General features: G+C 36.0%; 23 protein-coding genes and 1 tRNA gene. 21 read left to right on the top strand and 3 right to left on the bottom strand.

Annotated elements, in window-relative coordinates; genetic code table 11:
* Positions 1 to 97: 97 nt before the first annotated feature.
* Complete coding sequence (locus E1750_RS00220) at positions 98 to 2020, bottom strand: amino acid permease (RefSeq protein ID WP_133274824.1); 1923 nt, start codon at positions 2018 to 2020, stop codon at positions 98 to 100.
* A gap of 313 nt (positions 2021 to 2333) precedes the next feature.
* On the opposite strand from E1750_RS00220, the gene E1750_RS00215 reads away from it, so the two are divergent.
* From E1750_RS00215 to E1750_RS00205, 3 genes are read left to right on the top strand one after another with little or no spacing between them, the layout of a single operon-like run.
* Complete coding sequence (locus E1750_RS00215; protein ID WP_133274823.1) at positions 2334 to 3887, top strand: glycoside hydrolase family 10 protein; 1554 nt, start codon at positions 2334 to 2336, stop codon at positions 3885 to 3887.
* 1 nt (position 3888) lies between these two features.
* Entirely contained in the window at positions 3889 to 5172 is a 1284-nt protein-coding gene (locus E1750_RS00210; RefSeq protein WP_133274822.1) for an MFS transporter, read from the top strand.
* Positions 5173 to 5187: 15 nt separating this feature from the next.
* Positions 5188 to 6786 (top strand): glycoside hydrolase family 3 protein, encoded by a 1599-nt coding sequence (locus E1750_RS00205; RefSeq protein ID WP_133274821.1) that lies wholly within the window; start codon positions 5188 to 5190, stop codon positions 6784 to 6786.
* Positions 6787 to 6907: 121 nt separating this feature from the next.
* Here E1750_RS00205 and katG read toward each other — a convergent pair whose 3' ends face one another.
* Complete coding sequence (katG, locus tag E1750_RS00200; protein WP_133274820.1) at positions 6908 to 9148, bottom strand: catalase/peroxidase HPI; 2241 nt, start codon at positions 9146 to 9148, stop codon at positions 6908 to 6910.
* Positions 9149 to 9411: 263 nt separating this feature from the next.
* Between katG and E1750_RS00195 the strand changes: the two genes are divergently transcribed.
* From E1750_RS00195 to E1750_RS00140, 12 genes are all read left to right on the top strand, one after another.
* Positions 9412 to 10047: a peroxiredoxin gene (locus E1750_RS00195; protein ID WP_133274819.1), complete on the top strand. Its 636-nt coding sequence runs from the start codon at positions 9412 to 9414 to the stop codon at positions 10045 to 10047.
* A 148-nt stretch (positions 10048 to 10195) separates the two neighbouring features.
* Positions 10196 to 10504 (top strand): thioredoxin family protein, encoded by a 309-nt coding sequence (locus tag E1750_RS00190; protein WP_133274818.1) that lies wholly within the window; start codon positions 10196 to 10198, stop codon positions 10502 to 10504.
* Positions 10505 to 10593: 89 nt separating this feature from the next.
* Positions 10594 to 10851 (top strand): DUF6952 family protein, encoded by a 258-nt coding sequence (locus E1750_RS00185; RefSeq protein WP_133274817.1) that lies wholly within the window; start codon positions 10594 to 10596, stop codon positions 10849 to 10851.
* A gap of 168 nt (positions 10852 to 11019) precedes the next feature.
* Positions 11020 to 11517 carry a thiol peroxidase gene (gene tpx, locus E1750_RS00180; protein ID WP_133274816.1) on the top strand — a complete coding sequence of 166 codons (498 nt, stop codon included), beginning with the start codon at positions 11020 to 11022 and terminating at the stop codon, positions 11515 to 11517.
* Positions 11518 to 11521: 4 nt separating this feature from the next.
* Positions 11522 to 11896: a diacylglycerol kinase gene (locus E1750_RS00175; protein ID WP_133274815.1), complete on the top strand. Its 375-nt coding sequence runs from the start codon at positions 11522 to 11524 to the stop codon at positions 11894 to 11896.
* 18 nt (positions 11897 to 11914) lie between these two features.
* Entirely contained in the window at positions 11915 to 14368 is a 2454-nt protein-coding gene (locus tag E1750_RS00170; protein ID WP_133274814.1) for a DNA translocase FtsK, read from the top strand.
* Between the two features lie 7 nt (positions 14369 to 14375).
* Positions 14376 to 15014: a LolA family protein gene (locus E1750_RS00165; RefSeq protein ID WP_133274813.1), complete on the top strand. Its 639-nt coding sequence runs from the start codon at positions 14376 to 14378 to the stop codon at positions 15012 to 15014.
* Positions 15015 to 15020: 6 nt separating this feature from the next.
* Positions 15021 to 16457, top strand: a complete 1437-nt coding sequence (locus E1750_RS00160) for an LptF/LptG family permease (protein ID WP_133274812.1) — start codon at positions 15021 to 15023, stop codon at positions 16455 to 16457.
* Positions 16458 to 16565: 108 nt separating this feature from the next.
* Entirely contained in the window at positions 16566 to 17699 is a 1134-nt protein-coding gene (gene ribB / locus E1750_RS00155) for a 3,4-dihydroxy-2-butanone-4-phosphate synthase (protein WP_133274811.1), read from the top strand.
* 168 nt (positions 17700 to 17867) lie between these two features.
* Positions 17868 to 17955 (top strand) — tRNA-Ser (locus E1750_RS00150).
* A gap of 269 nt (positions 17956 to 18224) precedes the next feature.
* Positions 18225 to 19463, top strand: a complete 1239-nt coding sequence (locus E1750_RS00145; protein WP_133274810.1) for a site-specific integrase — start codon at positions 18225 to 18227, stop codon at positions 19461 to 19463.
* Positions 19464 to 19907: 444 nt separating this feature from the next.
* Positions 19908 to 21395: a hypothetical protein gene (locus E1750_RS00140; RefSeq protein WP_133274809.1), complete on the top strand. Its 1488-nt coding sequence runs from the start codon at positions 19908 to 19910 to the stop codon at positions 21393 to 21395.
* Here E1750_RS00140 and E1750_RS17675 read toward each other — a convergent pair.
* On the bottom strand, positions 21375 to 21539 hold the full coding sequence (locus E1750_RS17675; RefSeq protein WP_165697985.1) for a hypothetical protein: 165 nt from the start codon (positions 21537 to 21539) through the stop codon (positions 21375 to 21377). The two genes, E1750_RS00140 and E1750_RS17675, sit on opposite strands and share 21 nt — an antisense overlap.
* 421 nt (positions 21540 to 21960) lie before the next feature.
* On the opposite strand from E1750_RS17675, the gene E1750_RS00135 reads away from it, so the two are divergent.
* The 6 genes from E1750_RS00135 to E1750_RS00110 all read left to right on the top strand — a co-directional run bounded on the left by E1750_RS00135 (position 21961) and on the right by E1750_RS00110 (position 26395).
* Positions 21961 to 22254, top strand: a complete 294-nt coding sequence (locus E1750_RS00135) for a helix-turn-helix domain-containing protein (protein ID WP_133274808.1) — start codon at positions 21961 to 21963, stop codon at positions 22252 to 22254.
* A gap of 7 nt (positions 22255 to 22261) precedes the next feature.
* Positions 22262 to 23107, top strand: a complete 846-nt coding sequence (locus tag E1750_RS00130) for a transcriptional regulator (protein WP_133274807.1) — start codon at positions 22262 to 22264, stop codon at positions 23105 to 23107.
* Positions 23091 to 23738 carry an ATP-binding protein gene (locus E1750_RS00125; protein WP_165697984.1) on the top strand — a complete coding sequence of 216 codons (648 nt, stop codon included), beginning with the start codon at positions 23091 to 23093 and terminating at the stop codon, positions 23736 to 23738. Before E1750_RS00130 ends, E1750_RS00125 begins: the two co-directional genes overlap by 17 nt.
* Positions 23739 to 23978: 240 nt before the next feature.
* The gene (locus E1750_RS00120) at positions 23979 to 24614 is read left to right on the top strand and encodes a hypothetical protein (protein WP_133274806.1); all 636 of its coding nucleotides are present in this window, start codon (positions 23979 to 23981) and stop codon (positions 24612 to 24614) included.
* 41 nt (positions 24615 to 24655) lie between these two features.
* Positions 24656 to 25309 (top strand): hypothetical protein, encoded by a 654-nt coding sequence (locus E1750_RS00115; RefSeq protein ID WP_133274805.1) that lies wholly within the window; start codon positions 24656 to 24658, stop codon positions 25307 to 25309.
* 228 nt (positions 25310 to 25537) lie between these two features.
* Positions 25538 to 26395, top strand: a complete 858-nt coding sequence (locus E1750_RS00110) for a hypothetical protein (RefSeq protein ID WP_133274804.1) — start codon at positions 25538 to 25540, stop codon at positions 26393 to 26395.
* Positions 26396 to 26522: the final 127 nt, after the last annotated feature.

The following is a 26522-nucleotide window of genomic DNA, read 5'->3' as shown; positions in this document are numbered from 1 at the left end:
AGCATTATGAACGCGGATTTAAATAAAAACAGCCAAGAATTTAAAGCAAAATCCTCGGCTGTTATTTTAAAGTGCAACTGCAAAAAAATACCGTTTACTAGGTATTTAATTTACTGTTTTTACGGCTAAAACTAAAGTAAATAATGAGTCCAATAAGCAACCAAATAGTGAAATAAATCCAGTTCCAAACACTTAATTCTGCCATCATATACAAACAGCAAATCAATCCCAACAAAGGAATTAGCGATAAGTTATCTTTATAGGACCAAACGGTTAATCCAATCAAGACGATAAAGAAAATCCACATCGGAATTTTGTGCTTGAATAAGTCGAAACCACTTTCGTATTTATGAGAATCTTCAATAGGCAATCCTTTGATAACCGCCGCATACTCAACATCATCTTGCTGGTATTGGCTCAACAAAAGCTCTAAATCTGGGGTTTCATTCGTTTTGTTTTTGACATCCAAACCGATTAAATAATCAGAAACTTTTGTGTAATGTTCTTTATCTAAACCCGTAATTATATCTGCTGAACTTTTGATTTGGGTTTCATTGGTCAAGAAATCCATCGTTGCTTTTTGATTGTATCCGAACGAATAAATGCATCCAATAGCAATCAAAATTGGCATAATATATTTTGAATTCACATAAGGGGTTTTGAATTTCCCTCGGGGAATATTGGGTTTATTTTGCAAAACCAAAACTCCTGCACAAACCAAAACAAAAGCGAATAACGTTCCAATACTGCACAAATCGGTCACCATAGTCAAATTCAGAAATAAGGCGGGAACTGCAACAACAAAACCGGTTACAATAGTTGCAAAAGAAGGGGTTTTGAACTTAGGATGAACGGTAGAAAACTTTTTGGGCAACAATCCATCGCGACTCATACTCATCCAAATTCGAGGTTGACCCATTTGAAAAACCAACAAAACACTTGCCATTGCCACAACAGCACTTACGGCAATAATGCCTGACATCCATTTTAAATCTAATTTATCAAACACAAAAGCGAGTGGATCACCTACATTAAGTTCATTATAATTGACCATTCCGGTCAATACCAAGGCAATGGCAATGTATAAAATGGTACAAATGATAATGGCCCACATCATTCCACGAGGCAAATCACGTTGAGGATCCTTGCATTCTTCGGCGGTAGTTGAAATGGCGTCAAAACCAATATAAGCAAAGAAAACTGCCGAAACACCTTTCAAAACACCCGAAACACCGTTGGGCGCAAAAGGATCCCAATGAGCAGTATCTACATAAAACACACCTACTGCAATTACTAAAAGTACGATACATAATTTAATGATAACCATCAAATTGCTGGCGTTTCTGGATTCTTTCATACCACGATAGACCAAAGCTGTGATCAGAATAATTATGAGTAAGGCAGGTAAATCAGCAACAAAATGAAAAGAACCAATTACTGGTGAAGTTGTCCAAGCGGTATGTGCTGCTTGCAATCCTGAACTTAAATTATCGAATGATTTACCACCTTGCATCAAGGCTGTAGCATCTTTAAACCCATTCGAAGCGGTTAAATAATCCATCTGAACCCATTGCGGCAATCGAATGCCACCACTTTCGAGCAAACCGGTAAAATAATCACTCCAGGAAATGGCGACCGTAATATTACCGATGGCATACTCCATAATCAAGGCCCAACCTATGATCCAAGCAATTATTTCACCAAAGGCAACATAAGAATAGGTGTACGCGCTTCCTGAAACAGGTACCATCGAAGCGAATTCGGCATAGGCGAATGCAGCAAAACTACAAGCAATTGCGGTAAAAAGAAATAGAAAAATCACGGCTGGTCCACCATCGGCACTGGCTTTTCCAATGGTACTAAATATTCCCGCCCCCACAATAGCAGCTATACCAAATGCAGTCAAATCACGAGCGGTAAGATGCTTTCCGAGAGCATTGTGCCCATCAGTCTCATTTTTTTCGACTTGTTTTAATATATCTTGAACCGTTTTTTTTCTGAATAATTTAGAGAACGCCATATTTAAAATTAATTATTAATAGGATTAAATGAATATAATTTTCTTTTTTAACAGATGATAAAAAGAAAATCATTTAAAAAATCAAATATATAAAACTATTTTATTTTTTTGCTTTTAGTTAAAAAAATAAATAATGTATTGTTTTTTTGCCTTTGGGTGAAAAGTCATTCAGCAACACGTCTTGTAAATAAATAACAAAAATGAATAAAAAAACGTGTTTTTATAACAAAACGACAAAAATTATATTGGTTTTATAATTCGAAATTAAACTAAAAAATCTATTTTTGAATCTTATTAAAAACAAAATATTTTTATGAATACAAAAAAGTACATTTCTTTGCTTTTTTTAGGTTTTTTATTTTCTGCTTTGCATACTGAAGCTCAGTCTAAAATAAGCTTTCCAAAAAACGAATTTAGAGCGGTATGGATTGCTACAGTCGTCAATATTGATTGGCCTAAAAAAGGCAATGATTCTGTTGAAAAGCAAAAAGCAGATTATCTTGAAATTTTAGAAACGTATAAAAAACTAAATTACAATGCGGTAATTGTTCAAATACGAAGTGTAGGCGACGCCTTTTACCCCTCAAAATTAGCCCCTTGGTCCAGATTCCTTACCGGCAAAGAAGGGCAAGCTCCCCAACCCTATTATGACCCACTGGCTTGGATGATTGAAGAAGCGCATCGCCGAGGTTTCGAATTTCATGCTTGGCTCAACCCTTACAGAGCTACTTTCGATACGAAAACGGATATTTTAAGTCCAGATCACGATTTTTTCAAACACCGTGATTGGATGATTAAATATGGTGAAACCGGCAAAGAAAAATACTATTATAACCCTGCTTTACCCGAAGTAAAGAGTCATTTGATCACCGTTGTTGAAGAAGTGGTGCGAAATTACGATATCGATGCCATTCATTTTGATGATTACTTTTATCCGTATCGTGTTAGTGGCAAAGAATTCAATGATTCAGCTGCTTTCAAAAAATACGGATACAAACAAACTCTTGACGATTGGCGACGTGATAATGTAAATTCATTTGTAAAAAGTGTCTATTTTTCGATCAAAAGCATCAAGCCTTGGGTTCAATTTGGGATTAGCCCTTTTGGTGTTTGGAGAAATAAATCGGTCGATCCAAAAGGTTCCGATACGCAAGCTGGACAAACCAATTATGACGATTTATTTGCCGACCCCATCGCTTGGATGGAAGGAAAATATATCGATTATATGTTACCCCAATTGTATTGGACCATTGATCATAAAACAGCATCCTATTCGAAATTATTGAAATGGTGGGCAGAAAATTGCACCAATGCCAATGTGTATATTGGAAATGGCAGTTATAAAATCAATGCTGATTCTGATAAAAAATGGAACATCCCATCCGAAATTCCCAATCAAATCGATTTGACGAGATCCTACCCAAATGTACAAGGAAATGCTTATTTTAGTGCAAAAGCTTTTGTAAATTCCAATAAAGAAGTTGCCGATTTGCTGATTGAAAATCAATACAAATACCCAGCAATTCCTATCCCCGTTCCCGGCTCAAAAAAGACCGGCACCGAACGACCATTGCCCATTTCGTTTACCCAAGTAGGAAATGAATATCAAGCTAAATTCAAAAAAACCCAATCCGATCAAATCCGTTATATTGTTATTTACAGTTCAGAGCACAGCAAAATCGACATCAACGATCCAAGTCAGATAGTTGATAAAATCGCGATCGATTCAAAAATGGACGATATTCAGTTTGCTATCCCTAAAGAAAAACTGGCCAATTCTAAAAGAGTTGCCTTTACTTTTATTGATTTTTACGGCAATGAAAGTATTGAAACTGTCCATCTACACACCGAAATAAAACCAAACTAAAATGAATACACCCCAAAACAAAAATCCTTGGTATTGGATTCCAACCTTAAATTTTGCCTCAGGATTACCTTATGCCATCATTGTAACGGTTTCTGTCATAATGTACAAAAACCTTGGAGTTAATAATGAAGACATCGGATTATATACTAGTTTTTTATACTTGCCTTGGGTTATAAAACCGCTTTGGAGCCCCTTTATCGACTTGTATTCAACCAAAAGAAATTGGTTTTTAGCGATGCAATTAGTCATAGCTATTGCTTTTATATTTGTTGGTTTTACAATTCCTGCCAATAATTTTTTCTTCCTAACATTGGCTTTTTTTTGGATGGCAGCCTTTGCCTCGGCCTCCAATGATGTGGCTACCGACGGTTTTTATATGTTGGCATTGACCAAAGAAAAACAAGCACTCTTTCTTGGTATTAGAAGTACTTTCTACCGATTGGCAATGCTTACGGGAAATGGCTTGATTGTAATACTTGGTGGATATCTCGAAATAAAATACGGCGATAAAACAAAAGCTTGGTCGCACACAATGGTACTCATTGGCACGCTGATGGCTTTAATAACCATTTACAATTTCTTTACCACACCCAAAGCAGAAACAACAGACGAATATCTGGCTGCTGAAAAAACGGAAAAACCTAGTTTTGGCAAAGTTTTTTCCACTTTTTTCCAAAAAAAACAAATCGGATTGATCCTTGCTTTTATCTTAATTTTTAGATTGGGTGAAGCACAATTATTAAAAATGCTCAATCCCTTTTTGATGGACCCTTTAGAAAAAGGCGGTTTAGGATTAAGTACCGAAAGTATTGGGCTCATTTATGGAACTTTCGGAATTATCGCTTTAGTTATTGGAGGTATTTTGGGCGGCATTGCCATTTCAAAAAATGGATTAAAAAAATGGATGCTCCCGATGGTTCTAGCTATGAGAATTCCCATCCTCGGATTCGTACTTTTAGCCCATTTCCAACCCCAATCGCATCTTTTTATTTATTTAACCGTAATTTTAGAACAATTTGGTTACGGATTCGGTTTTGCAGCCTTTATGATGTACTTAATTTATGTTGCCGAAGGGGAATTCAAAACCTCACATTATTCGCTTGCAACGGGCTTTATGGCTTTAGGAATGATGCTACCGGGAATGATCAGTGGCTATATTCAAGAATATTTGGGCTATGAAAACTTCTTTATTTGGATCGTAATTTCAACAATTCCAGGTTTAATCTTGTCGCAATATCTAACCTATCCAACTGAATTTGGAAAAAAAGAAATCAAGGAAAACTAAATTATTTTTAGAACAATGACACTAGAACAAAAAATTGGGCAATGCTTCTTTCCAGCCGTTTTTATCAACGATACCGAAGAAAATTTCTTAGCAATAGAACAATTAATCAAAGAACATCACATCGGCGGGCTCACCTTTTTTCATAGCCGTGCCAGTGCAGCGACCAACTATGAAAAAAATAAACAGGTGGAGATCATCGCTGATAGTTTTGAAAAATTAAAAGCATTGGTCATCCGCTTCCAAAAATGCGCTACTATTCCTTTATTAATGAGTATTGACGCCGAATGGGGTTTAGCAATGCGAATCGAAAACACACCACAATATCCCTATGCGATTTCGCTCGGTGCTTTGCCCGAACGGTATGAATATTTAGCTTATGAAGTGGGCAAACGCACCGGATTAGATATGCGTGCCGCCGGAATCCATTACAATTTAGCTCCGCTAGCGGATGTAAATAACAATCCAAATAATCCCGTCATAGGCTACCGTTCTTTTGGTCAAAACAACGATAAAGTCTCCAATTTCTCCACTGAATACTTGCGAGGCTTAAATGAAGTTGGTGTTTTGGGTTGCTTGAAACATTTTCCGGGCCACGGAAATACTAGTGTTGATTCGCATTTAGGACTGCCTATTCTCGAGGAAACTTTAGACCAATTAATGGAAAACGAATTGGTTCCCTTCATAAAAGGAATTGAGAACAAGGTCGATTCGATTATGATTGGTCATCTGGCCGTACCCGCATTAAACGAAGGAAAAAACACCTCGGCCACTTTGTCTAAAAATATAATCGAAAACCTTTTGAGAAAACAATTAGGCTTTGAAGGTTTGGTCATTTCCGATGCTCTCAATATGCACAGTGTTTCCAAATTGTACGACACCAAAGGACAATTGGAATGGGAGGCTTTCAATGCTGGAAATGATGTTTTATGCTTTGCCGAAAATGTAGCCGACGGAATTCAGGAAATTTTAAAAAATGCCGCTGCATCACGTATCGAAGCCAGTTTTAATCGCATACAAAAATGCAAACAAAAAGTGGGACTATTAGAGGGAAATTCTGCTCCTGAAGGAGAATTCGATTTCGAGGCAAGTTCGATTTTAAATCGCCTTATCGCCGATAAAAGCACCACCAAAATCAAAGACAATAATAATAGTTTACATCTATTTGAGGCCAAAAACAATGGAAAATTAGCCAAATTAAGCCTTTATAAAAGTGCTGATAACATCTTTTTTAAATCATTAAATATTGTTTTGCCTTCTGAGAAGTTTGCTTTAGAAAATGGAACTCCAGAAGCCATTGAAGAAGTAAAAGCGCAATTGAAAAAATTTGATACGATATTAGTGACCCTTTTTGTACCTAAGGCAAAACCCTTGAATAAATTTGATATCGATGAAACGATTCTTGATTTCTTAGGGGAGTTATTTTCCACAAAAAAATGCGTCTTGTATCATTTTGGAAATCCTTATGCTTTGCAAGTCCTTCCAAATTTAGATTCTACCTTGGGCATCATTCAAGTGTATCAGGATTTTCGAGAATTTCAAGAAAGTGCTGCTAGACAATTATTACGCAACTCAAGATGTAGAGGCACTTTACCAGTAACAATCGCTGGATTTTAGTTTGTAAAAAGACTATTTCTGCCAATGATCGAAGGAAGAAACATCGTTCTTGGTGCCAATACAACATAAAAAAAGGTGGTTTGATCACAAACCACCTTTTGTCATTTCTTACATTAGGAGTTTAGGACAACAAGTCAAAACGATCCAAGTTCATCACTTTATTCCAAGCTGCAATAAAGTCTTGTACAAATTTTTCTTTCGAATCGTTTGATGCATAAACTTCAGCTATGGCTCTTAATTCTGTATTGGAGCCAAAAATCAAATCCACTCGTGTTCCAAACCATTTGATGGAACCTGAATTTCTATCCGTTCCAATAAAAGCATCGTCAGCTTCTGAAACGGCTTTCCAAGTAGTTGATAAATCCAATAAATTGACAAAAAAGTCATTGGTCAATGATTCAGGATGTCTCGTAAAAACACCATTCTGTGATTGATCGAAATTGGTATTCAAGACGCGCATACCTCCAATTAGAACTGTCATTTCGGGAGCAGTCAATGTAAGCAACTGCGCTTTATCAATCAACATTTCTTCGGCAGCGACAACGAATTTGGTTTTGGAATAATTACGAAAACCGTCGGCCATAGGTGCTAAAAATTGAAACGAATCGACATCAGTTTGCTCTTGTGAAGCATCCGTTCTGCCGGCTGTAAAGGGAACAACAACGATTTGACCCGCATTTTTAGCCGCTTTCTCGATTCCCACATTTCCTCCCAAAACAATTAAATCAGCCATTGATACTTTTTTATCAGAATGCGCCGCATTGAAAGCTTCTTGAATACTTTCATAAACTGCTAACACTTGAGCCAATTGTTTAGGATTATTGACTTGCCAATCTTTTTGAGGCGCTAATCGCAGTCGGCCGCCATTGGCTCCACCTCGTTTATCCGAGCCTCGGAAAGTAGATGCAGATGCCCAAGCAGTTGAGACCAATTGTGCCACAGACAAGCCCGATGTTTGAATTTTTTCTCTTAAAAATGCGATATCAGCACTTTCGATAGTTTTGTAGGAGGCTTGTGGAATTGGATCCTGCCAAATTAAATCTTCTTTGGGAATTTCAGCCCCTAAATATAATGCTTTTGGCCCCATATCACGATGTGTCAATTTAAACCAAGCCTTTGCAAAAGCAGCGTCGAATTCGGCTGGATTTTCAAGGAATCGTCTTGAAATTTTTTCGTAAGCTGGGTCAAATCGCAATGACAAATCAGTTGTCAACATTACGGGAGTATGACTTTTAGATGGATCAAAGGCATCAGGAACGATTCCTTTTCCGGCACCATTTGCTGGTCTCCATTGATGCGCGCCAGCAGGACTTTTGAACAATTCCCAGTCAAAACCAAATAAATTTTCAAAATAATTATTACTCCATTGCGTTGGGGTTGTTGTCCAGGCGCCTTCTAAACCGCTGGTTATCGTGTCTCCCGCATTTCCTGTGCCAAAAGTATTTTTCCAACCTTTACTTTGTTCTTCGATTCCAGCAGCCGCAGGCTCGGCACCAACATATTTATTAGGATCGGCGGCACCGTGAGTCTTACCTAAAGTATGACCACCCGCGATAAGCGCAACCGTTTCTTCATCATTCATAGCCATTCTGGCAAAAGTTTCTCGAATATCGATTGCCGCTAAAAGCGGATCAGGATTTCCGTTCGGCCCTTCTGGATTTACATATATCAATCCCATTTGAACCGCTGCCAACGGATTTTCTAATTCTCTATCACCCGAATACCTTTTATCATCCAACCATTCTTTCTCCGAACCCCAATAAATATCTTCCTCTGGCTCCCACACATCGGTTCTTCCGCCTGCAAAACCATACGTCTTAAAACCGGACGATTCTAAGCCACAGTTTCCGGCCAGAATCATCAAATCCGCCCAAGAAATTTTTCTACCATATTTTTGTTTTATGGGCCATAATAACAATCGTGCTTTATCCAGATTTCCGTTGTCGGGCCAACTGTTTAAAGGAGCAAATCGTTGCGTTCCTGAGCCAGCACCTCCACGACCATCTGCGGTTCTATACGTACCGGCACTATGCCAGGCCATCCGGATGAAAAATCCAGCGTAACTGCCATAATCCGCAGGCCACCAATCTTGTGAAGTGGTCATTAAATCCAGAATATCTTTCTTCAGTTCAGATAAATCCAGTGATTTAAATTCGGAGGCATAATCAAACGAGTCTCCCATCGGGTTGGAGAGCGATGAATTCTGTCTCAGAATATTCAATTTTAATTGATTCGGCCACCAATCAACATTTTTTGTTCCGTTTCCGGCACTGTGTTTCGATGCAGTACCTCCAGAAAAAGGACATTTACTGCCTTCGTTAATGTTGTAGGATGCTTTACTAGAATTTGCGTTATTTTCCATAATTTAAGTAATTTGATTTGAAAGTAAATTTACCAAAAAAAAAGCTGTTTAGTCTTAAATTACATAAAAAAAAACTATAGCTGTATTAAAAATATTTTACCCAATTCACTAATAATGAATAAGGTACTACTTTCCCCAATGCTTTAGCTGCACCGCATAAATTTACTCTATGGTAGAATAATAAAAAATACGACAAGCCTATCAGAAACATAAGATCTTAAGTACTAATTTTGCAAAAAATTTAAAATTAAAATCATATAATTATGTCATTAGTAGGAAAAAAATTCCCAAACATTACTGTAGACGCCATTTCTGAAATGGGTGATAACTTAAGAATCAACGTACTTGAAGAAGCTACAAAAAACAATCAAAAAGTCTTATTATTTTGGTATCCAAAAGATTTTACTTTCGTTTGTCCAACAGAATTACACGCTTTTCAAGCTGCTTTAGGTGAATTCAAAAAAAGAAATACTATCGTAATTGGTGCTTCTTGCGATACCAATGAAGTGCACTTCGCTTGGTTGAATACTCCAAAAAACAACGGTGGAATCGAAGGTGTTACTTACCCTATCCTTGCCGACACCACAAGAAATTTAGCTGCAGAATTAGGTATTTTAGATATCGAAATGGAATACGACGAAGCCTTTGACGGCGAATTATTGGTGGGTTCAAACGTACCTTACAGAGCTACTTATTTAGTAGACGAAGAGGGTAAAATTTTCCACGAAAGTGTCAATGATATGCCACTAGGTCGTAACGTAAACGAATATTTACGTTTGATCGACGCTTACACACACGTTCAAACCAAAGGTGAAGTATGTCCTGCCAACTGGGAAGAAGGAAAAGAGGCGATGAGTGCTGACAGAAAAAGTACTGCAGAATACCTAAGCTTAAACTAAATTCCAAATTTTAAAATTCCAAATTCCAATTCTGGGATTTGGAGTTTACTTCCACAATTATTAATCTTTCAAGCTTTAAGAATACTAAATTCCTACTCCATTAGTTTGGAATTTGGAATTTAAAGTATTGGAATTTAAACTAAAAACTATGTTAATCGAATTAAACGAAGATACCTTACAAGATTTAGTTTCGCAAAACGAAAAAGTAATCGTTCAATTTTCGGCTTCTTGGTGCGGAAATTGCAGAATTATTAAACCAAAATTCAAAAAGATGGCTTCCGAAAACGAGCACTTAACTTTTGTTTTGGTCGATGCTGAAAATTCTCCAGAGTCCAGAAAATTGGCCAACGTAAGCAACTTGCCTACTTTTGCTACTTTTGTCAACGGAAAATTAATCAACGAAACCCAAACCAATAAAGGCGAAGTTCTAGCTGAATTGGTCAACGAAATCAATTAAATGTTCGTGGTTTAGGGTTTATTGTTGAATAGTAATAAAAACTCAAATCCAAAAACAACAAACTATAAACAACAAACAAGAAACAATAAATGAAACTCCCGATTATCAAACATTTGTCTCAATTTATTGAAGAAAATGATCAAGATTATGTCGTAGAAACGATCGAAGTTTTGGAAGCTCTGACCGAAGTTTCTTCTTTGAAAGATGAAGAATTGGATGTTATTGGTGAATTAATTTCGAATATGTACGGCGCACTCGAGGTGCACAAAATGACAAAAGATGGAATGGACAAAAAAGAAGCATTGAATGCGTTTATGCAACGTGTTTTAGGTTCGATCGATAAGTAGAACGCGCCTTTTGTTGTCTCTTTTGTTTCGAGATTCAAATCATACTACTTAAAAACGCTTTCAGCAATGAGAGCGTTTTTTTTTAATTAATTCGCAAATCATAAGCCGAAATTCATACAATCGTAAATAAATTTTCATACTTTTGAACCTCACTAAATAACAATAATTATGGCTTCTATTACATTAGGTGGAAATCCAATCCACACTTCAGGTGAATTACCAAAAGTTGGCACAAAATTAGCCGATTTCAAATTAGTAAAAAACGATCTTTCTATCGCTTCCTTGAGTGATTTTGCAGGTTCGAAATTGGTTCTAAATATTTTCCCAAGCATTGATACCGGGACTTGCGCTACATCGGTAAGAACTTTTAATGCTACCGCTGCTCAATTAGAAAACACCAAAGTATTGTGTATTTCAAGAGATTTACCTTTTGCTCAAAAACGTTTTTGTGGCGCTGAAGGAATCGAAAATGTGGTGAATTTATCTGATTTCAAAGACGGAAGTTTTGGCAAAACCAATGGTTTAGAAATTGCTGATGGTGTTTTGGCAGGATTACATTCAAGATGTATCATAGTCGTAGACGCCAATGGATCTGTTGTCTATACCGAACAAGTTCCAGAAATTGCCAACGAACCAAATTATGAAGCTGCCTTAGCAGTTCTTTAATTGGATGGAATTTCAGAAAGACAATTCTTTCATTAGCGGAAGATTAAAAAGTGTTTCATTTGCTGTAAAAGGTGCTATAAAATTGATTACCACCGAACACAGTATTATGGTTCAGTTTTGTATTGGTATATTCGTATCAATAGTTGGATTTTTTATGCATATCAGTACCACCGAATGGCTTTTCCAAACCTTAGCCATTGGTTTAGTAATGAGTGTAGAAGGCATCAACACTGCTGTCGAAAAAATCGCCGACTTTATTCATCCTAATTATCACCAAAGAATTGGATTTATCAAAGACATTGCCGCCGGTGCAGTATTTTTCGCTGCCCTAACCGCAATTGCAATTGGATTAATAATTTATGTTCCAAAATTTTTATAGAAAATAGTTCAACCAAGTATGGCAAAAACAACAAAAACAGTTACTCCAGAAAAAAAATCTGATCCAAATTCTGTGACAAAAAAACCCTGGGCATTCTCAAAGCAAAACAAAATTGTTTTGGGAGCGCTTCTAGTTTTGTTTTCCATTGCCTTACTCTTAGCTTTCATTTCCTATTATATCTACGGACAAGTCGATCAAAGCGCCGTCAATCAGTTTTCGGACAGAGCCGAACCCGTTCAAAATTGGTTGGGAAAATTTGGAGCTTTCTTAGCCGATTTGATGGTTTACAAAGGATTTGGGATTGCTTCCTTTATTTTTGTCCGCTTATTTTTCCTTACTGGAGTATATTTGATCCTCGAAATCCCAATAAAAAAACTCAAAAAGATTTGGTTTTGGGATTTATTTGTGATCATTATTTTATCTGTTTTATTTGGATTTTTCGCTACCTCAATGCCTGACTTGGGCGGCATTATTGGTTACGAATTGAACCTGTTTTCACAAGATTATCTCGGCAAAACAGGAACTTTACTAGCCTTAGTCTTTGGGCTTATTATTTACCTTATTTTCAAAATCAAGGTATCTCCCGAAAAAATAAAATCATTTTTCGAAAGTACCAAAAAAGAAATTAGAGGCGATTTAAATTCGGCTACCACTGCCAATGCTGCGGTCAGCGCTTATAATTTAGAAGAATATGCTGTTGAAGACACAGAATATGACGATGAGTTAGAAGGAATAGAACTCAAAACAACCTCTTCGAAGTTTGAAATCAACAAAGAAGAATTAAAACCAACTATCAGTAATCCTTCGGAAATTACATTAAAACCAAGTCCGAAAGCTGCTATTCCTCCGCCTTATATTGCTCCCGAAATTATCCATACGGATGACGATCATTTTGTAATTGAAAAAGCACCCGAAGAAGATATCATCGAAGAAAATTTGGCTTCGAAATTGGTTGCCGATTTTGGATTATTCGATCCTACTTTGGATTTATCCAACTATAAATACCCCACTATCGATTTACTGAAAGAATATTCGAGTGGCGGAATTACGATCAATCAAGAAGAATTAGAGGAAAATAAAAATAGAATTGTAGAAACTCTTCGCAATTACAAAATAGAAATTGCCCAGATCAAAGCGACGGTTGGTCCCTCGGTGACCTTATATGAAATTGTACCCGAAGCCGGTATTCGAATATCGAAAATCAAGAGTTTAGAAGACGATATTGCACTGTCACTTTCCGCACTAGGCATTCGTATTATCGCTCCTATTCCTGGAAAAGGAACCATTGGTATCGAAGTACCGAACAAGAACCCCACTATGGTTTCGATGAAAAGTGTGATTGGTTCGGCTAAATTTCAGGAAGCAGAAATGGAATTGCCGATTGCTTTGGGAAAAACCATTTCGAACGAAACTTTCGTAGTCGATTTGGCCAAAATGCCACACTTATTGATGGCTGGTGCTACAGGACAAGGAAAATCGGTAGGATTGAATGCCGTAATCACTTCCTTATTGTACAAAAAACATCCTGCCGAAATCAAGTTTGTTTTGGTCGATCCTAAAAAAGTGGAATTAACACTTTTCAACAAAATCGAAAGACATTATTTGGCTATGTTGCCCGATTCTGATGATGCCATTATTACCGATAACGCCAAGGTTGTCAATACCTTGAACTCTCTTTGTGTAGAAATGGACAACCGCTATTCGTTGTTGAAGGATGCGATGGTGCGAAACATCAAGGAATACAACGAAAAATTCAAATCCAGAAAATTAAATCCAGAAAATGGTCACCGATTTTTGCCGTATATAGTTTTGGTTGTCGATGAGTTTGCCGATTTGATTATGACCGCGGGCAAAGAAGTCGAAGTTCCTATTGCACGATTGGCGCAATTGGCCAGAGCTATCGGAATTCATTTGATCATTGCCACGCAACGGCCTTCAGTAAATGTTATTACAGGTTTAATCAAAGCCAATTTCCCCGCTAGAATTGCGTTTAGAGTGTCGTCAAAGATTGATTCCAGAACTATTTTAGACTCTCAAGGAGCAGATCAGTTGATTGGACGTGGAGATATGTTGTATCACAACGGAAATGATGTCGTTCGGGTGCAATGTGCTTTTGTTGACACTCCCGAAGTAGAAAAAATTGTGGATTTTATTGGTTCTCAAAAGGCCTACTCCACTGCGTATTTACTTCCTGAGTTTGTGGGCGAAGAAAGTGGCATTAATCTTGATATGGATATTTCTGAAAGAGATTCATTATTCAGAGAAGCGGCCGAAATTATTGTTATGGCGCAACAAGGTTCTGCCTCTTTGCTACAACGAAAACTCAAATTGGGTTACAACCGAGCTGGCCGATTGATTGATCAATTAGAAGCTGCAGGAATTGTCGGTCCATTCGAGGGTAGTAAAGCCAGAAATGTAAACATTCTGGATATGAGTGCTCTAGAACAATTTTTCAATAATGAACAAAATTAAAAAATCAATGCAAAAGTTTTTTCAAATTACTGTCCTATTACTCTGTTTTTCAGTTCAAGCGCAAGACGAAAAGGCCAAAGACCTTCTGAACAAAGTAACATCTATTATAAAAAGTTATGACAATATCGTAATTGATTTTAAATACAGCCTGAACAATACCAAAGAAAAAATCAATCAGGATAGTAAAGGAAATGTGACTATGAAAGGGAATCAATATGTTTTGAATTTTATGGGTGTCACCAAAATATTCGACGGCAAAAAGTCCTATACTATTGTTCCTGAAGACGAAGAGGTGACCATTTCCTCGGTAAATGAAAACGACAACAGCGCGATTACTCCCAATAAAATGCTGACCTTTTTTAATTCTGGATACAAATATTCGATGCACAAAATTGAAGATATCAAAGGTAGAAAGATTCAATACGTGAAGCTCATTCCAACGAACCTCAAAGATCAAAGAAAAGAAATCTTGTTGGGCATTGATGTTCAAACCAAACACATTTATAATTTGATTGAAACAGGAAAAAATGGGACTAAAACGACCTTGACTGTTAATTCTTTTAAAACCAACCAACCTTTGTCAAAAAATCAATTTACCTTTGTTGCGAGTAAATACCCCAATTACTACATCAATAAAATAGATTAAATCTAGGTGAAGATTCTCGACAAATACTTATTAAAAACTTTTTTGAGTACCTTTTTCACGGTATTTATTATCTTGTTTTTTATATTTATACTGCAATCAGTCTGGTTATTTATTGCCGAATTAGCCGGAAAAGACTTGGATTTGTCGATGGTAATCAAATTTTTATTATTTGCTATGCCGCGAATTATTCCACTAGTTTTACCATTATCAGTACTATTGGCATCGATAATGACTTTTGGAAATTTGGCCGAAAACTATGAATTTGCCGCTATGAAATCGGCGGGGATTTCACTACAAAGAGCGATGAAAAGTCTCATCATTTTTATCTCGATTTTGAGTGTTATTGCCTTTTTATTTGCCAACAATGTCATTCCGTATGCCGAATATAAGTTCATCAATTTCAGAAGAAATATTGCCCAACTAAAGCCCGCATTAGCCATCGCTGAGGGGCAATTTAGCAATGTGGGACTCTATTCTATTAAAGTGAACAAAAAATCGGGAGTCAATGGAAACACTTTGACAGGGATTACCATTCACAAAAAATCGGCTGTTGGCGAAGGCAACAAAACGGTTATCAAGGCCAAAAACGGTTTGTTAATTAGCAGCGAACAATCGAACACACTTCAAATGGTTTTGAATGATGGTTATTACTACGAAGATATTATTCCCAAAAAATATGAAGACCGAAGCAAAGTTCCTTTTGCAAAAAGTTCTTTCAAAAAATACAACATTAACATCGATTTATCAAAATTGAACAAAGTGGATGTCAACGACGTGAGTGTTTCCAATACCAATACAATGCTTAATTTAAGCGAGTTGAACTATACTTTAGATTCATTGCACAAAAATAAAAATACAGAAATTGTTTCCTTTTCCGAAAACATCAATCAACGCATTGGCATACCAAGGGGACCAAAATTATCGACTCAAATCAAGAGAAAAAAGACTTTGCCTAACAATTTACTTTCGATGTATCCTAACGATAAAAAGTTGAATGTCTTAAATTATGCGAGTAATACTATTGATAACAATTTGCTTTCGATAAGCGGAACCAATGCCGAATTAGAATCCAAACAGAAAAATATCAACGGACATATTTTAGCTTTCTATGATAAATTTGTGATTGCATTTGCTTGTTTTTTAATGTTTTTCATCGGCGCACCCTTAGGGGCAATCATCCGAAAAGGAGGTCTTGGATTACCTATCGTATTTGCTGTATTGATCTTTATTTCCTTTCATTTCATCAATACTTTTGGTAAAAGAATTTCGCAAGAAAATGGATTATCCCCAGTATTAGGAGCCTGGATGTCCTCATTAATCCTGTCGCCATTGGCAATTTTATTGACTTATCGGGCTACCAACGATATTGGATTAATCAATATGGATATTTTTATGGCTCCCTTTCAAAAGTTATTTCAAAAAGTATTTCCACCTCCAAAATAAAGCACAACGATACTTTACAAACTTTGGACGCTATCCTAAAAAAGAAAAATAATACCGCCAAAAAGGGGGCACTTAAAATTAATTATTTCAAAAATTGATAACCAATATATGGTAACTACTAAAATAAAACTGAACACGATTGAAGAGGCCATCGAAGACATTCGACAAGGAAAAGTGATTATCGTAGTTGATGATGAAGGCCGCGAAAACGAGGGCGATTTTCTAGCTGCAGCAGAAAAAGTGACTCCCGAGATGATCAACTTTATGGCTACACACGGCCGTGGGCTTATTTGTACTCCCCTGACCGAAAACCGATGTAAAGAATTAGGGTTGCATTCGATGGTTCAAAATAATACCGATCCTATGGAAACCGCCTTTACGGTATCGGTAGATTTGAGAGGTAATGGAGTTACCACCGGAATTTCAGCCTCAGACCGGGCGAAAACTGTTTTATCCTTAGTTGACCCTACTACAAAACCACACGATTTGGGTCGTCCGGGTCATATTTTTCCTTTGATAGCCAAACAAGGTGGGGTTTTAAGACGAACCGGACATACAGAGGCCGCCATTGATTTTGCGCGATTAGCCGGTTTTAAACCAGCAGGTATTATTGTCGAAATAATGAACGAGGACGGGTCTATGGCTCGCTTACCAGAATTGTATGAAGTAGCCAAAAAGTTTAATTTAAAATTGGTTTCAATAGAAGATTTAGTGGCTTACAGAATGCAACACGACAGTTTGATCGTAAAGAAAGAAGACTTTGACATTGACACCCGTTTTGGCACCTTTAGACTGAGAGCTTATTTACAAACCACCAATAATCGTGTGCATATTGCCCTGACTAAAGGCACGTGGAATATAGGAGAAGCGGTATTGACTCGAATCAATGCAACACTCATCAATAATGATATTTTGGGAACCTTAACGAATGACGCCAACAAAAAGTTATGTGATCTATTCGAATTAATTAATGCTGAAGGCAAAGGGGCGGTGCTATTTATCAATCAGGAATCACAATCAGGTGATTTGTTGCATCGCATTGTCGAATTGAAAGAATTGCAAAGCAAAGGCGTGTTCAAAGCGCCACAAATCAAAATGGACAATCGCGATTTTGGAATTGGTGCACAAATTTTGCACGATATCGACATCTCTAAAATCCGTTTACTATCGAATACAGAGCAAACCAAACGGGTTGGAATGATAGGATATGGCTTAGAAATCAAAGAATACGTTCCTTATTAATAGTATTTGAGGCTTGTATTTTGGGATTCCTTCAGATTAACTTCAAGGAAATGAAAGGATTAAAATAAAGGTCAAAAAATTGCCTATTTTTTATAAAAATAGTTTTTGTAAAACAAAAAAAGGTTCTTATATTTGCAACCGCATTGAGAAATTGATGTCCGACTTATTGGAGAAATGGCAGAGTGGTCGATTGCGGCAGTCTTGAAAACTGTTGACTGTAACAGGTCCGGGGGTTCGAATCCCTCTTTCTCCGCCAGTAGAAATACAAATTGAATTAAAACCCTTTGAATCGTATGATTTAAAGGGTTTTTTCTTTTCCCACACTATCAAATTATTCATTAATGCGTGAACTGAAAGGGATAAAATCGGTTACCCTAAACTATCCGAAATTAGGGTAACCGATTTTCATCTCAACCTAGCATTCACAAGGCATTACAACCAGTTCAACAACCAATTTAAAAATTGTACATCTTGTGTGTTAGTATTATTAGAATTAAATTTAATAACAACTAAAAGGTTACCACGATGAAAACAAAAGTATCAATTCTCTTTTACGCAAAGAGAGCAAAAGCAAGTGTAAACGGTTTAGTACCTATATACACACGTATCACAATCAATGGAAAAAGAATTGAATTAAGCTCCAACAGATTTGTAGAAATATCCAAATGGTCGACAGATGCAGGCAAAATGAAAGGCAATTCAGAAGAAGCTCGTTCAATAAATAGCCATCTGGATATGTTGAGAATTCAAATTATCGATATGCAAATGGAGTTAGTTCACAAAAAAATCCCAGTAACAGCTGAAACACTTAAAAGCAAAATACTAGGAGTTGATGAAAGAGCAAGAATGCTTATCCCCATCTTCCAAGACCACAACAATAAAATCAAAGAATTGATTGGAAAAGAATACGCTCCAGGAACTTTAGAGCGTTACAAAACTTCTTTGAGTCATACAATTGAATTTATGCAATGGAAATACAATATCTCTGATATTGAAATTACAAAGATAGATCACGCATTTATTACAGATTATGAATTTTGGTTAAGAAGCGTGCGGAACTGCGCCAATAACACAGCTGTCAAATACATCAAAAACTTCAATAAAATAATCAAACTTTGTTTGGCCAATGATTGGTTAGACAAAAATCCATTTGCCAACTACAAATCGAAAGTAAAGGAAGTAGAAAGGGTTTATTTATCTAAAGAAGAAATTCAAAACATAATCAACAAAGATTTAAAAAACGATAGATTATCGCTCGTACGCGATATATTCCTTTTTAGCTGCTTTACCGGATTAGCCTACATAGATGTCAAAAACTTAACAAAGTCGCATATAAGCTTCGGTATTGATGGCGAGAAATGGATATTTACTCACAGACAAAAAACGGAGAGCGCTTCTAAAATTCCAATCCTTCCGGTTACACAAAATATTATTGACAAATATGATGATCATCCACAAAGCAATAACCAAGACAAGCTTCTACCAATTTTATCAAACCAAAAAATGAATGCCTATTTAAAAGAAATAGCTGCTATTTGCAAGATTGAAAAGGAACTAACCTTCCACATTGCCCGACATACATTTGCAACCACTATAACGCTTACAAATGGGGTTCCAATTGAGAGTGTAAGTAAAATGCTTGGTCATAAAAATTTAAGAACAACCCAACATTATGCAAAAGTATTGGATAGAAAAGTGAGTGACGATATGATGATTTTAAAAGAAAAATTCAAAATTCAAATACCAGTCAAGAAAATAAACTAATATTTTATTACAATTGTACTGCTCAATATTCATTTTCAAAAAACTACAAAACAAATACTAAAAAACGCTGTTTATAGTAAAAGAACCCTCAGTGTGGGTTCTTTTTTTTGTTATAAAATGGCGACAAAATCACTTAATTGGATAATATGATATTTGTCATATTATTTTTTAACATTTATTATTTATTTTGAAATCTATAATTTTTAACACTATAATTAGCACTAAACATCATTAGTTTTAACTTACTAGTAACCAACCAATTTTATCCATTCAAAGAATTGTAACTTGAGGTCCTTCATAAAAATATTTTTCTTACTCAGTTTTATCAAAGTATTACTTTTGAGGAGCGTACAAATAAACTTTTCTAAACAAGGTCGACTGGCTTTCGAAAGCCTACTTTTTTTTATCATAATGGATGTCAAAATAGTAAGCTGCTAAACGAGTATGAAAGCAAAATACATACTAGAAAACTATGATAGGATAATAAAAGAAATAAAAAATCCACAGATTATTTTCAGTAACGATTTAGCTCCCTTTCTCAAAAAATCATCTTCACAGAGTTATCTTATTCATCAAGTAGACTTCAGCTTGAGAAACAACGAAATTAAATACGCTGTAAGAAAGCCGATTCACAACTTACATCCAAGAGTTCCTAAGCTCAAATTTAAAGCATCCGAATCAATTCCAGAATTCGAACAATATATTCCAGCTATAGTAAATGAGTTAAACTTTACAAATAATCTTGCCAGTTGGCGTTGGTGTGCTAAAAATAAAAATACAGTTTATCTCTTTCAGGATTGCGAAATTGAAGATTTAAATCAAGAACAACGCTTCTTTTTATATTGTTATCACACACTCAAAAAGGAAAATTATAAAATCAAACAAATAGATAAAGAGCGCATTTTTAAATTAAATTCTAAAATCAAAAGTGAAGAGTTTATCCATCAAAAACAATATGCGCTAGAAAATCTTGCCCAACGTTTGGTGAAGGAAATAAACCCGGAAAAAGTTTCTAAACTTTACCAATTTTCGGATGATTATGATAAAACAGACTGTTTAAAAATTACATACATATATGTTCAGAAATTGCAGCGTTTTATTGAAAAAGAATACAAGAATTACCTCAACGTTAATGCCCCTATCCCTTATGGTTCCATATTTGCAAAAGAGTTTGAAATTTGTAAAAAACTCGAGGAAGTCAAGTCAATTTTGTTAAAAAGTAATATTGATCCTGAAATATTGAAATTAGTATATGAACCGCTACTAAAAATCGAAACTTTAAATATTCCAGGGAAATTAACCTACGTTGAATTTAATTACTGCGCGAAAATTATCAAAGAATTACACAAACAAATTGAAGCTGACATATTAACTGAAGTAGCTATTTTGGATTGCCTTTTCTATCTTAATTTTAATTCATTACAATTGTTCAAATACCTTACTACTAATTTATTACAAGATTTAGAACTATTAGAAAATAATACTCAAAAAATTAACAATTTATTTCGAATACTTAAAATCTACAATCAAAAACAAAGTGGAAATACGGTAAAATACAAACCAAATTTACCGCCTATCAAAAAACAAATTATAGGTTGGATTGAAGAAGAAATCGTTTACTTAAATAGAATAGTGGAACAGGAAACAAATCAACTTCCGACACCTACTCACAAAAAAGAGGATTTTAAATTTTTAACAAGTTTTTCAGTTGCTCAGTTAAGTTTCTTTACTAAAATATTGGTAGAAACCAATATTATAAACCATAGAATCCAAGCAGATGTGATCAGATTTATTGCAAGAAATTTCAAAACTATGAATACCGATAATATAGCAGTCGAAAGTCTAAGAACAAAATTTCATAATGTGGAAAGCTCCACTAAAGAAGCAGTTAATGATAAAGTAATAGAAATGTTAAAACTCACGAAGGACTAGAACTTCTCGCATTAACCGCCATCCAAATAAATCCATTTCAAGTAATTTCTCATCCTCAATTTCCAGTAATGCTGCGAGATTGGGAATGGAATGCAATTCCATAAATCGTTGAAGTTCGGGGCTTAATTTAATATCGTCTTTCATAATTAATAGAGTTATGAATTACTAATAAAACTATTTGGGTATAGGTACAAGCAACAGCGTGGGACATCGATCATCAGCATCAGAGGTACGACCAAGCACCTACAGCCACGATAAACCGAGCCCACGCATAGCGAAGGCGAACAGTTTATTCGTAGGCTGATTAAAAGAAGTTTGGTCGTTTTCTGATGCCCTAAATAACTTTCGCAATATATTTTTAGAAGTTACCTCCTATTTGATATTCATTGTGCAAATTTAGTCATAAATGTATCAAAATAGCTATCTAAAATAAATAATTAAAAAACTTTTTCACTCCGATTAGCTGATTTTGTTGGGGGTACATTAGGGGTCATATGACCCCTGTGACTGTTTTGGTATTACTTAATTATTTCTATTTGCCCCAAACATTTAAAACCACAACATTATGGCAATCGAAGTGATCACTCGAGAGGATTTAAACGAATTTAGAGCCCTCTTACTTTCCGATTTAAGTACATTAATTAATTCTAAGCCGCAACAGCAAAAGCAATGGCTTAAATCCAATGAAGTTCGCAAGCTCTTAAATATATCCCCTGGTACCTTGCAAAATCTGCGGATTAATGGAACGCTATCCTACACTAAAATTGGCGGAATACTTTACTATGCCAATAGCGATTTAGAAAATGTTTTGCTAACAAATAAAGTGGCAGCAATACCCAATTTATTGAACTCTAAATAACTCAAAGATGAATTATATAACACATCTAACTGGGTTTTTTGAAAAGGTGGCAGCAGACAAAACTCTCAATCCAACACACGTAAGTTTGTATATGTCATTGTTCCAGTTCTGGAATTGCAATCGATTCAAAAACCCACTCAGCATCTCTCGTGATGAGGTAATGCGAATCAGCAAAATAAGTTCAAGAGCGACCTATCACAAGTGCCTTAAAAACTTGCATTCACTGGGCTATATCAATTATGAGCCTTCTTATAATCCATTCAAAGGAAGCCACGTTTATTTATTCAGTTTTTCGAACGATTTAAAACCAATTTCCAAAAACAGAAAAATAGGAATACCACAAAATGAACCTGTTTTTGAACTTGTCAACGAACAAGTATTGAATAAGTCTTGTACTAGTAGTTGTACAAGTGAACAGACAAGTAATGAACTAGCTCTAGTACCTTATATAAACAATACAAACATTACAAACAATTCAAACATAAAAAACATTTTAAACTTGGAAGAGCAAGCAAAAAATTTTGAAAATGACAACGAATTTTTAAAAACCGAGACGCCAGAAAAAAAAGAAAAAAGTTCCGCAAAAAAAGAAAAAGAAAATAATCCAGGCATCGACGAAGTCAAATCTTATTTCCTCCAACAAAACTTCCCCGAACTCGAAGCCAATAAATTTTTCAATTACTTCTCCAGTGTTGGCTGGTTAGTTGGTGGCAAAATCCCGATGGTCGACTGGCAAGCTGCAGCCCAAAACTGGATGCTCAACGCCATCAAATTCAAATCCTACGAAAAACCACCCGACCGCGCCAAACACCTCAACACCGAAAATGACAAAGACTATGGCGAACCCCTCTAACTCAAAACCGACAACCGATAACCCTATGTCCCAATACGACTACCAAGAAATAATCATCTGGCTTGAAAAAAAAGGCGTGGAAATCTACGGCAACAATTTCAAAATATTTGAAACCGATCACGCCATCATACATAAACTCATGGCCTATTTCCTGAAAGATGAAATAGCATGTTTTCAACTAAACATAGACCTCAACAAGGGAGTTTTACTTTCTGGACCAATAGGCAGCGGCAAAACAACCCTTATGAATTTGATGAAAACCATTACTTCAACAGAACATAAATTCTATATAAAACCCTGCCGGGACATCAGCTACGAATTTATCCAGGAAGGCTACGAGATTATCCAACGATACAGTAAAGGCAAACTCTATCCAGACCCCAAAACCATCTGCTTCGACGATTTGGGTACCGAAAACAACATCAAATATTACGGAAACGAGTGCAATGTAATGGCCGAAATCCTACTCTCCAGATACGACCTTTTCATCGCCAAGAAAATCCAAACCCACATCACCACAAACCTTTCCGCCACTGAAATTGAATCGGCATACGGCAACCGAGTCCGTTCACGCCTCCGAAGCATGGTAAACCTAATCTCCTTCGACAAAACCACCAAAGACAAACGCTAAACGTTAAACAACTAACCAATTAACCCCTTACCGTATGAAACTTATTCCAAAAACAAAACCCCATTTCAACACCCAGAAGAACCCCAAAAATCCACGAAACAAACTCCGGAACCGAAAACAGAAAAACATCCAACAAAATGAACCAACATTTACTCCTCCCACCAAGCAGCACCATGAACAATTAACCGATTATACCCTAACTTCTTAACCGATAACTGATAACTGACAACCGATAACCCTATGAACGCAACAATAGCAAATTTCTGGAACCACTTCAAAGAAAACAATTTTGTTTTTCGTCTAATGCCCGATATCCCAAAAGAGGAACGAGAAAAATACTTCGGGAAACTAAACGAACTCCTATACGAATACAACGAAGATCTTGGCGTAATTATAACAAACAGTAAAGACAAATCCGAATTGATCATTACGGCCAAAGGCAACCCCTATCTTTTCAAAGATGTCGAACTATTGGTACATTACGCACCAACTATAAAACCCTGGATAATAACAGCCTTTCTCCAACCAGTTGGAGACATCGATGAATTCGAAAAAGGCACCGACAAACCATTGGAATACTTTGGTATCTTTTTAAAAATAAGTCAAATGTATTTCATACCCCTCGAAAACTGTAATAACCCAAATCGTTTGGGGCTTAGAGTTTACCTCAAAAATTACATCGTTCACAAAGACAATCCACGATTAAGAGAAGCAGTATACACCCTAATCGAACACATTATCGGAGAAAAAGCTTTTGCTAACGAAATCAACTTTATTGAGCTCGAACAATTTACAGCAGATATCATAAATCCTCAACCCATAGATCTGTGCTATCTAATCGATTACTTAAGAGAATTCAATGATCCAATCCTATAAAAAAACCATCAACAATTAACCAGTTAACCAATTAACCAGTCATGAAACAAATCACTACCTTCTGGAACTACTTCAAAAAAAACGAACAAGAAATAATAAATGGGTTCTTTTTGGGAATAAATGGGGATGAAATCTACTCCCAATTCAAAAAAAAATACAACAACATTTCGAAAAGAATAGGTTTTGAAATAACAAAACCTGCTAACAATCAAGACAAATACAGTATAGTTTTTACAGCCTTTGGCTATCGAAAACTATTCCCAAAAATTATAGCACTCGAAACTCAGGCACCACCGCTAGAATACTTTACAGTTCAGGCATTTATAAAACCCCTTGAAAATACAGAAGAATACAAAAACGGTTCTGATAAGTCCGTTATTTTCGAAAACTACGAAATCAAAATCAGCGAAATTCAAATAGCGCTGTCAGATTACAACATAGCAACCAAGCAGCTCAAAATCAACTTGTACCTACCCAACTTCAATGAAATAAAACAATGCGAGAATCTAAAATTAGACATCGATTGGATGGTAATGAGAGTGATTGGCGAAATAGCCTTCCGCAAACACATCCAACAAATCAATTTGCACCCAATGCCTTTAGAACCCGTCGGCCTGTTACCACTCATAGAACTCCCCGATTACATAACCTACCTATATCAAATCAACTCCAGACGGAAACCAAGAAAGATATAGAAAACCTAAAACAATAATCAAATGAAAAAATTAGTAAAAATTTACTCGTTTTGAGGTTTCCCGTAATCGGTTTGAAATTATTATCAATACATTAGCGAAATTAACTCTTGGCCATTATAAAGCTATACATTTCTTCCTATTTTCATTGCCTCGAAAGCTTAATTTATTTTCAAGACAAATTAAAACTCGATAGCATTGAAAATAAGGGTAACCTAACCTAAAATAATTATGAGTATACTTCATTACATAAAGACCAAAGAACCCATCAATTTTGTTATACTTCAAAAAGTCATCGAACGCACATTAGAGGATGTCAAATATGAGCAGCGTTCAGAAACCCTATGTTATTTCTGGATCGATGAAGCTTCTACTCGAGGCGTAGATGTGAGTTTGGAAGAAGAAAACTGGATCGAACTGCGGAACACTGGATTTTCTAGTAAAGAAGATTATTTACTTACGAACGAACTGGCCAACAGCATTTGCAATTTGTATGATGGCCAATTATATATCGATAATGAGGAGTATGACGAAGAGAGTGATGATGCTTCTTTAGAATACATTCCCAAGGAACATCCATTATTTACTACAGAAGATATGGAGGCTATCCCTCATACTGATACCCAAGTAGTAAGTGCAATGGCATTGCAGTTACAACAAACAATAACACTATTCTGCCCAATTCGAAAGGTGCATTTTGGTCCAGAATTGCTAGGCAAATTATCCGAAAAAAGCAATGAGGAACTAACGATCCTACTTCACAAAATCATCTTGTATGTAAACTATCAAATTCCCAATTACGAATATGGCAATGTATTAGAAATGGGAGAAGGCGAGGATAAAAAAACATTAAAACTGCTTGCCAATCAATCAAACTGTATCATAGACAAATACGATTTTATTTTGTTTCAAAAAGAGGACGACAAAATAATTGCCATAACAAATGATACCCTAAACACAATATTGCCCAAAAGTTGGCAGCGTGTGGACGAATACACCATTGTTGCAACCATATTGCCAGAAGATGAATTTATAAATTTAGTGGCTCAAGCCGAAAAATTAAACCAATACAACGAGTTGAGAAAATGAAATTTTAAATGCCCCGAGAACCCGTCGGCCTTCTACCTCTGATAGAACTTCCCGATTTCATCGCCTATCTTATCAAACCAACTCAAGACGAAAAACGAGAATAGTATAGAATAGTTGATATTTTGAG

It is taken from the genome of Flavobacterium nackdongense, from assembly GCF_004355225.1.
Lineage (GTDB): Bacteria > Bacteroidota > Bacteroidia > Flavobacteriales > Flavobacteriaceae > Flavobacterium > Flavobacterium nackdongense.
This window is presented reverse-complemented; position numbering and strand designations above follow the sequence as displayed.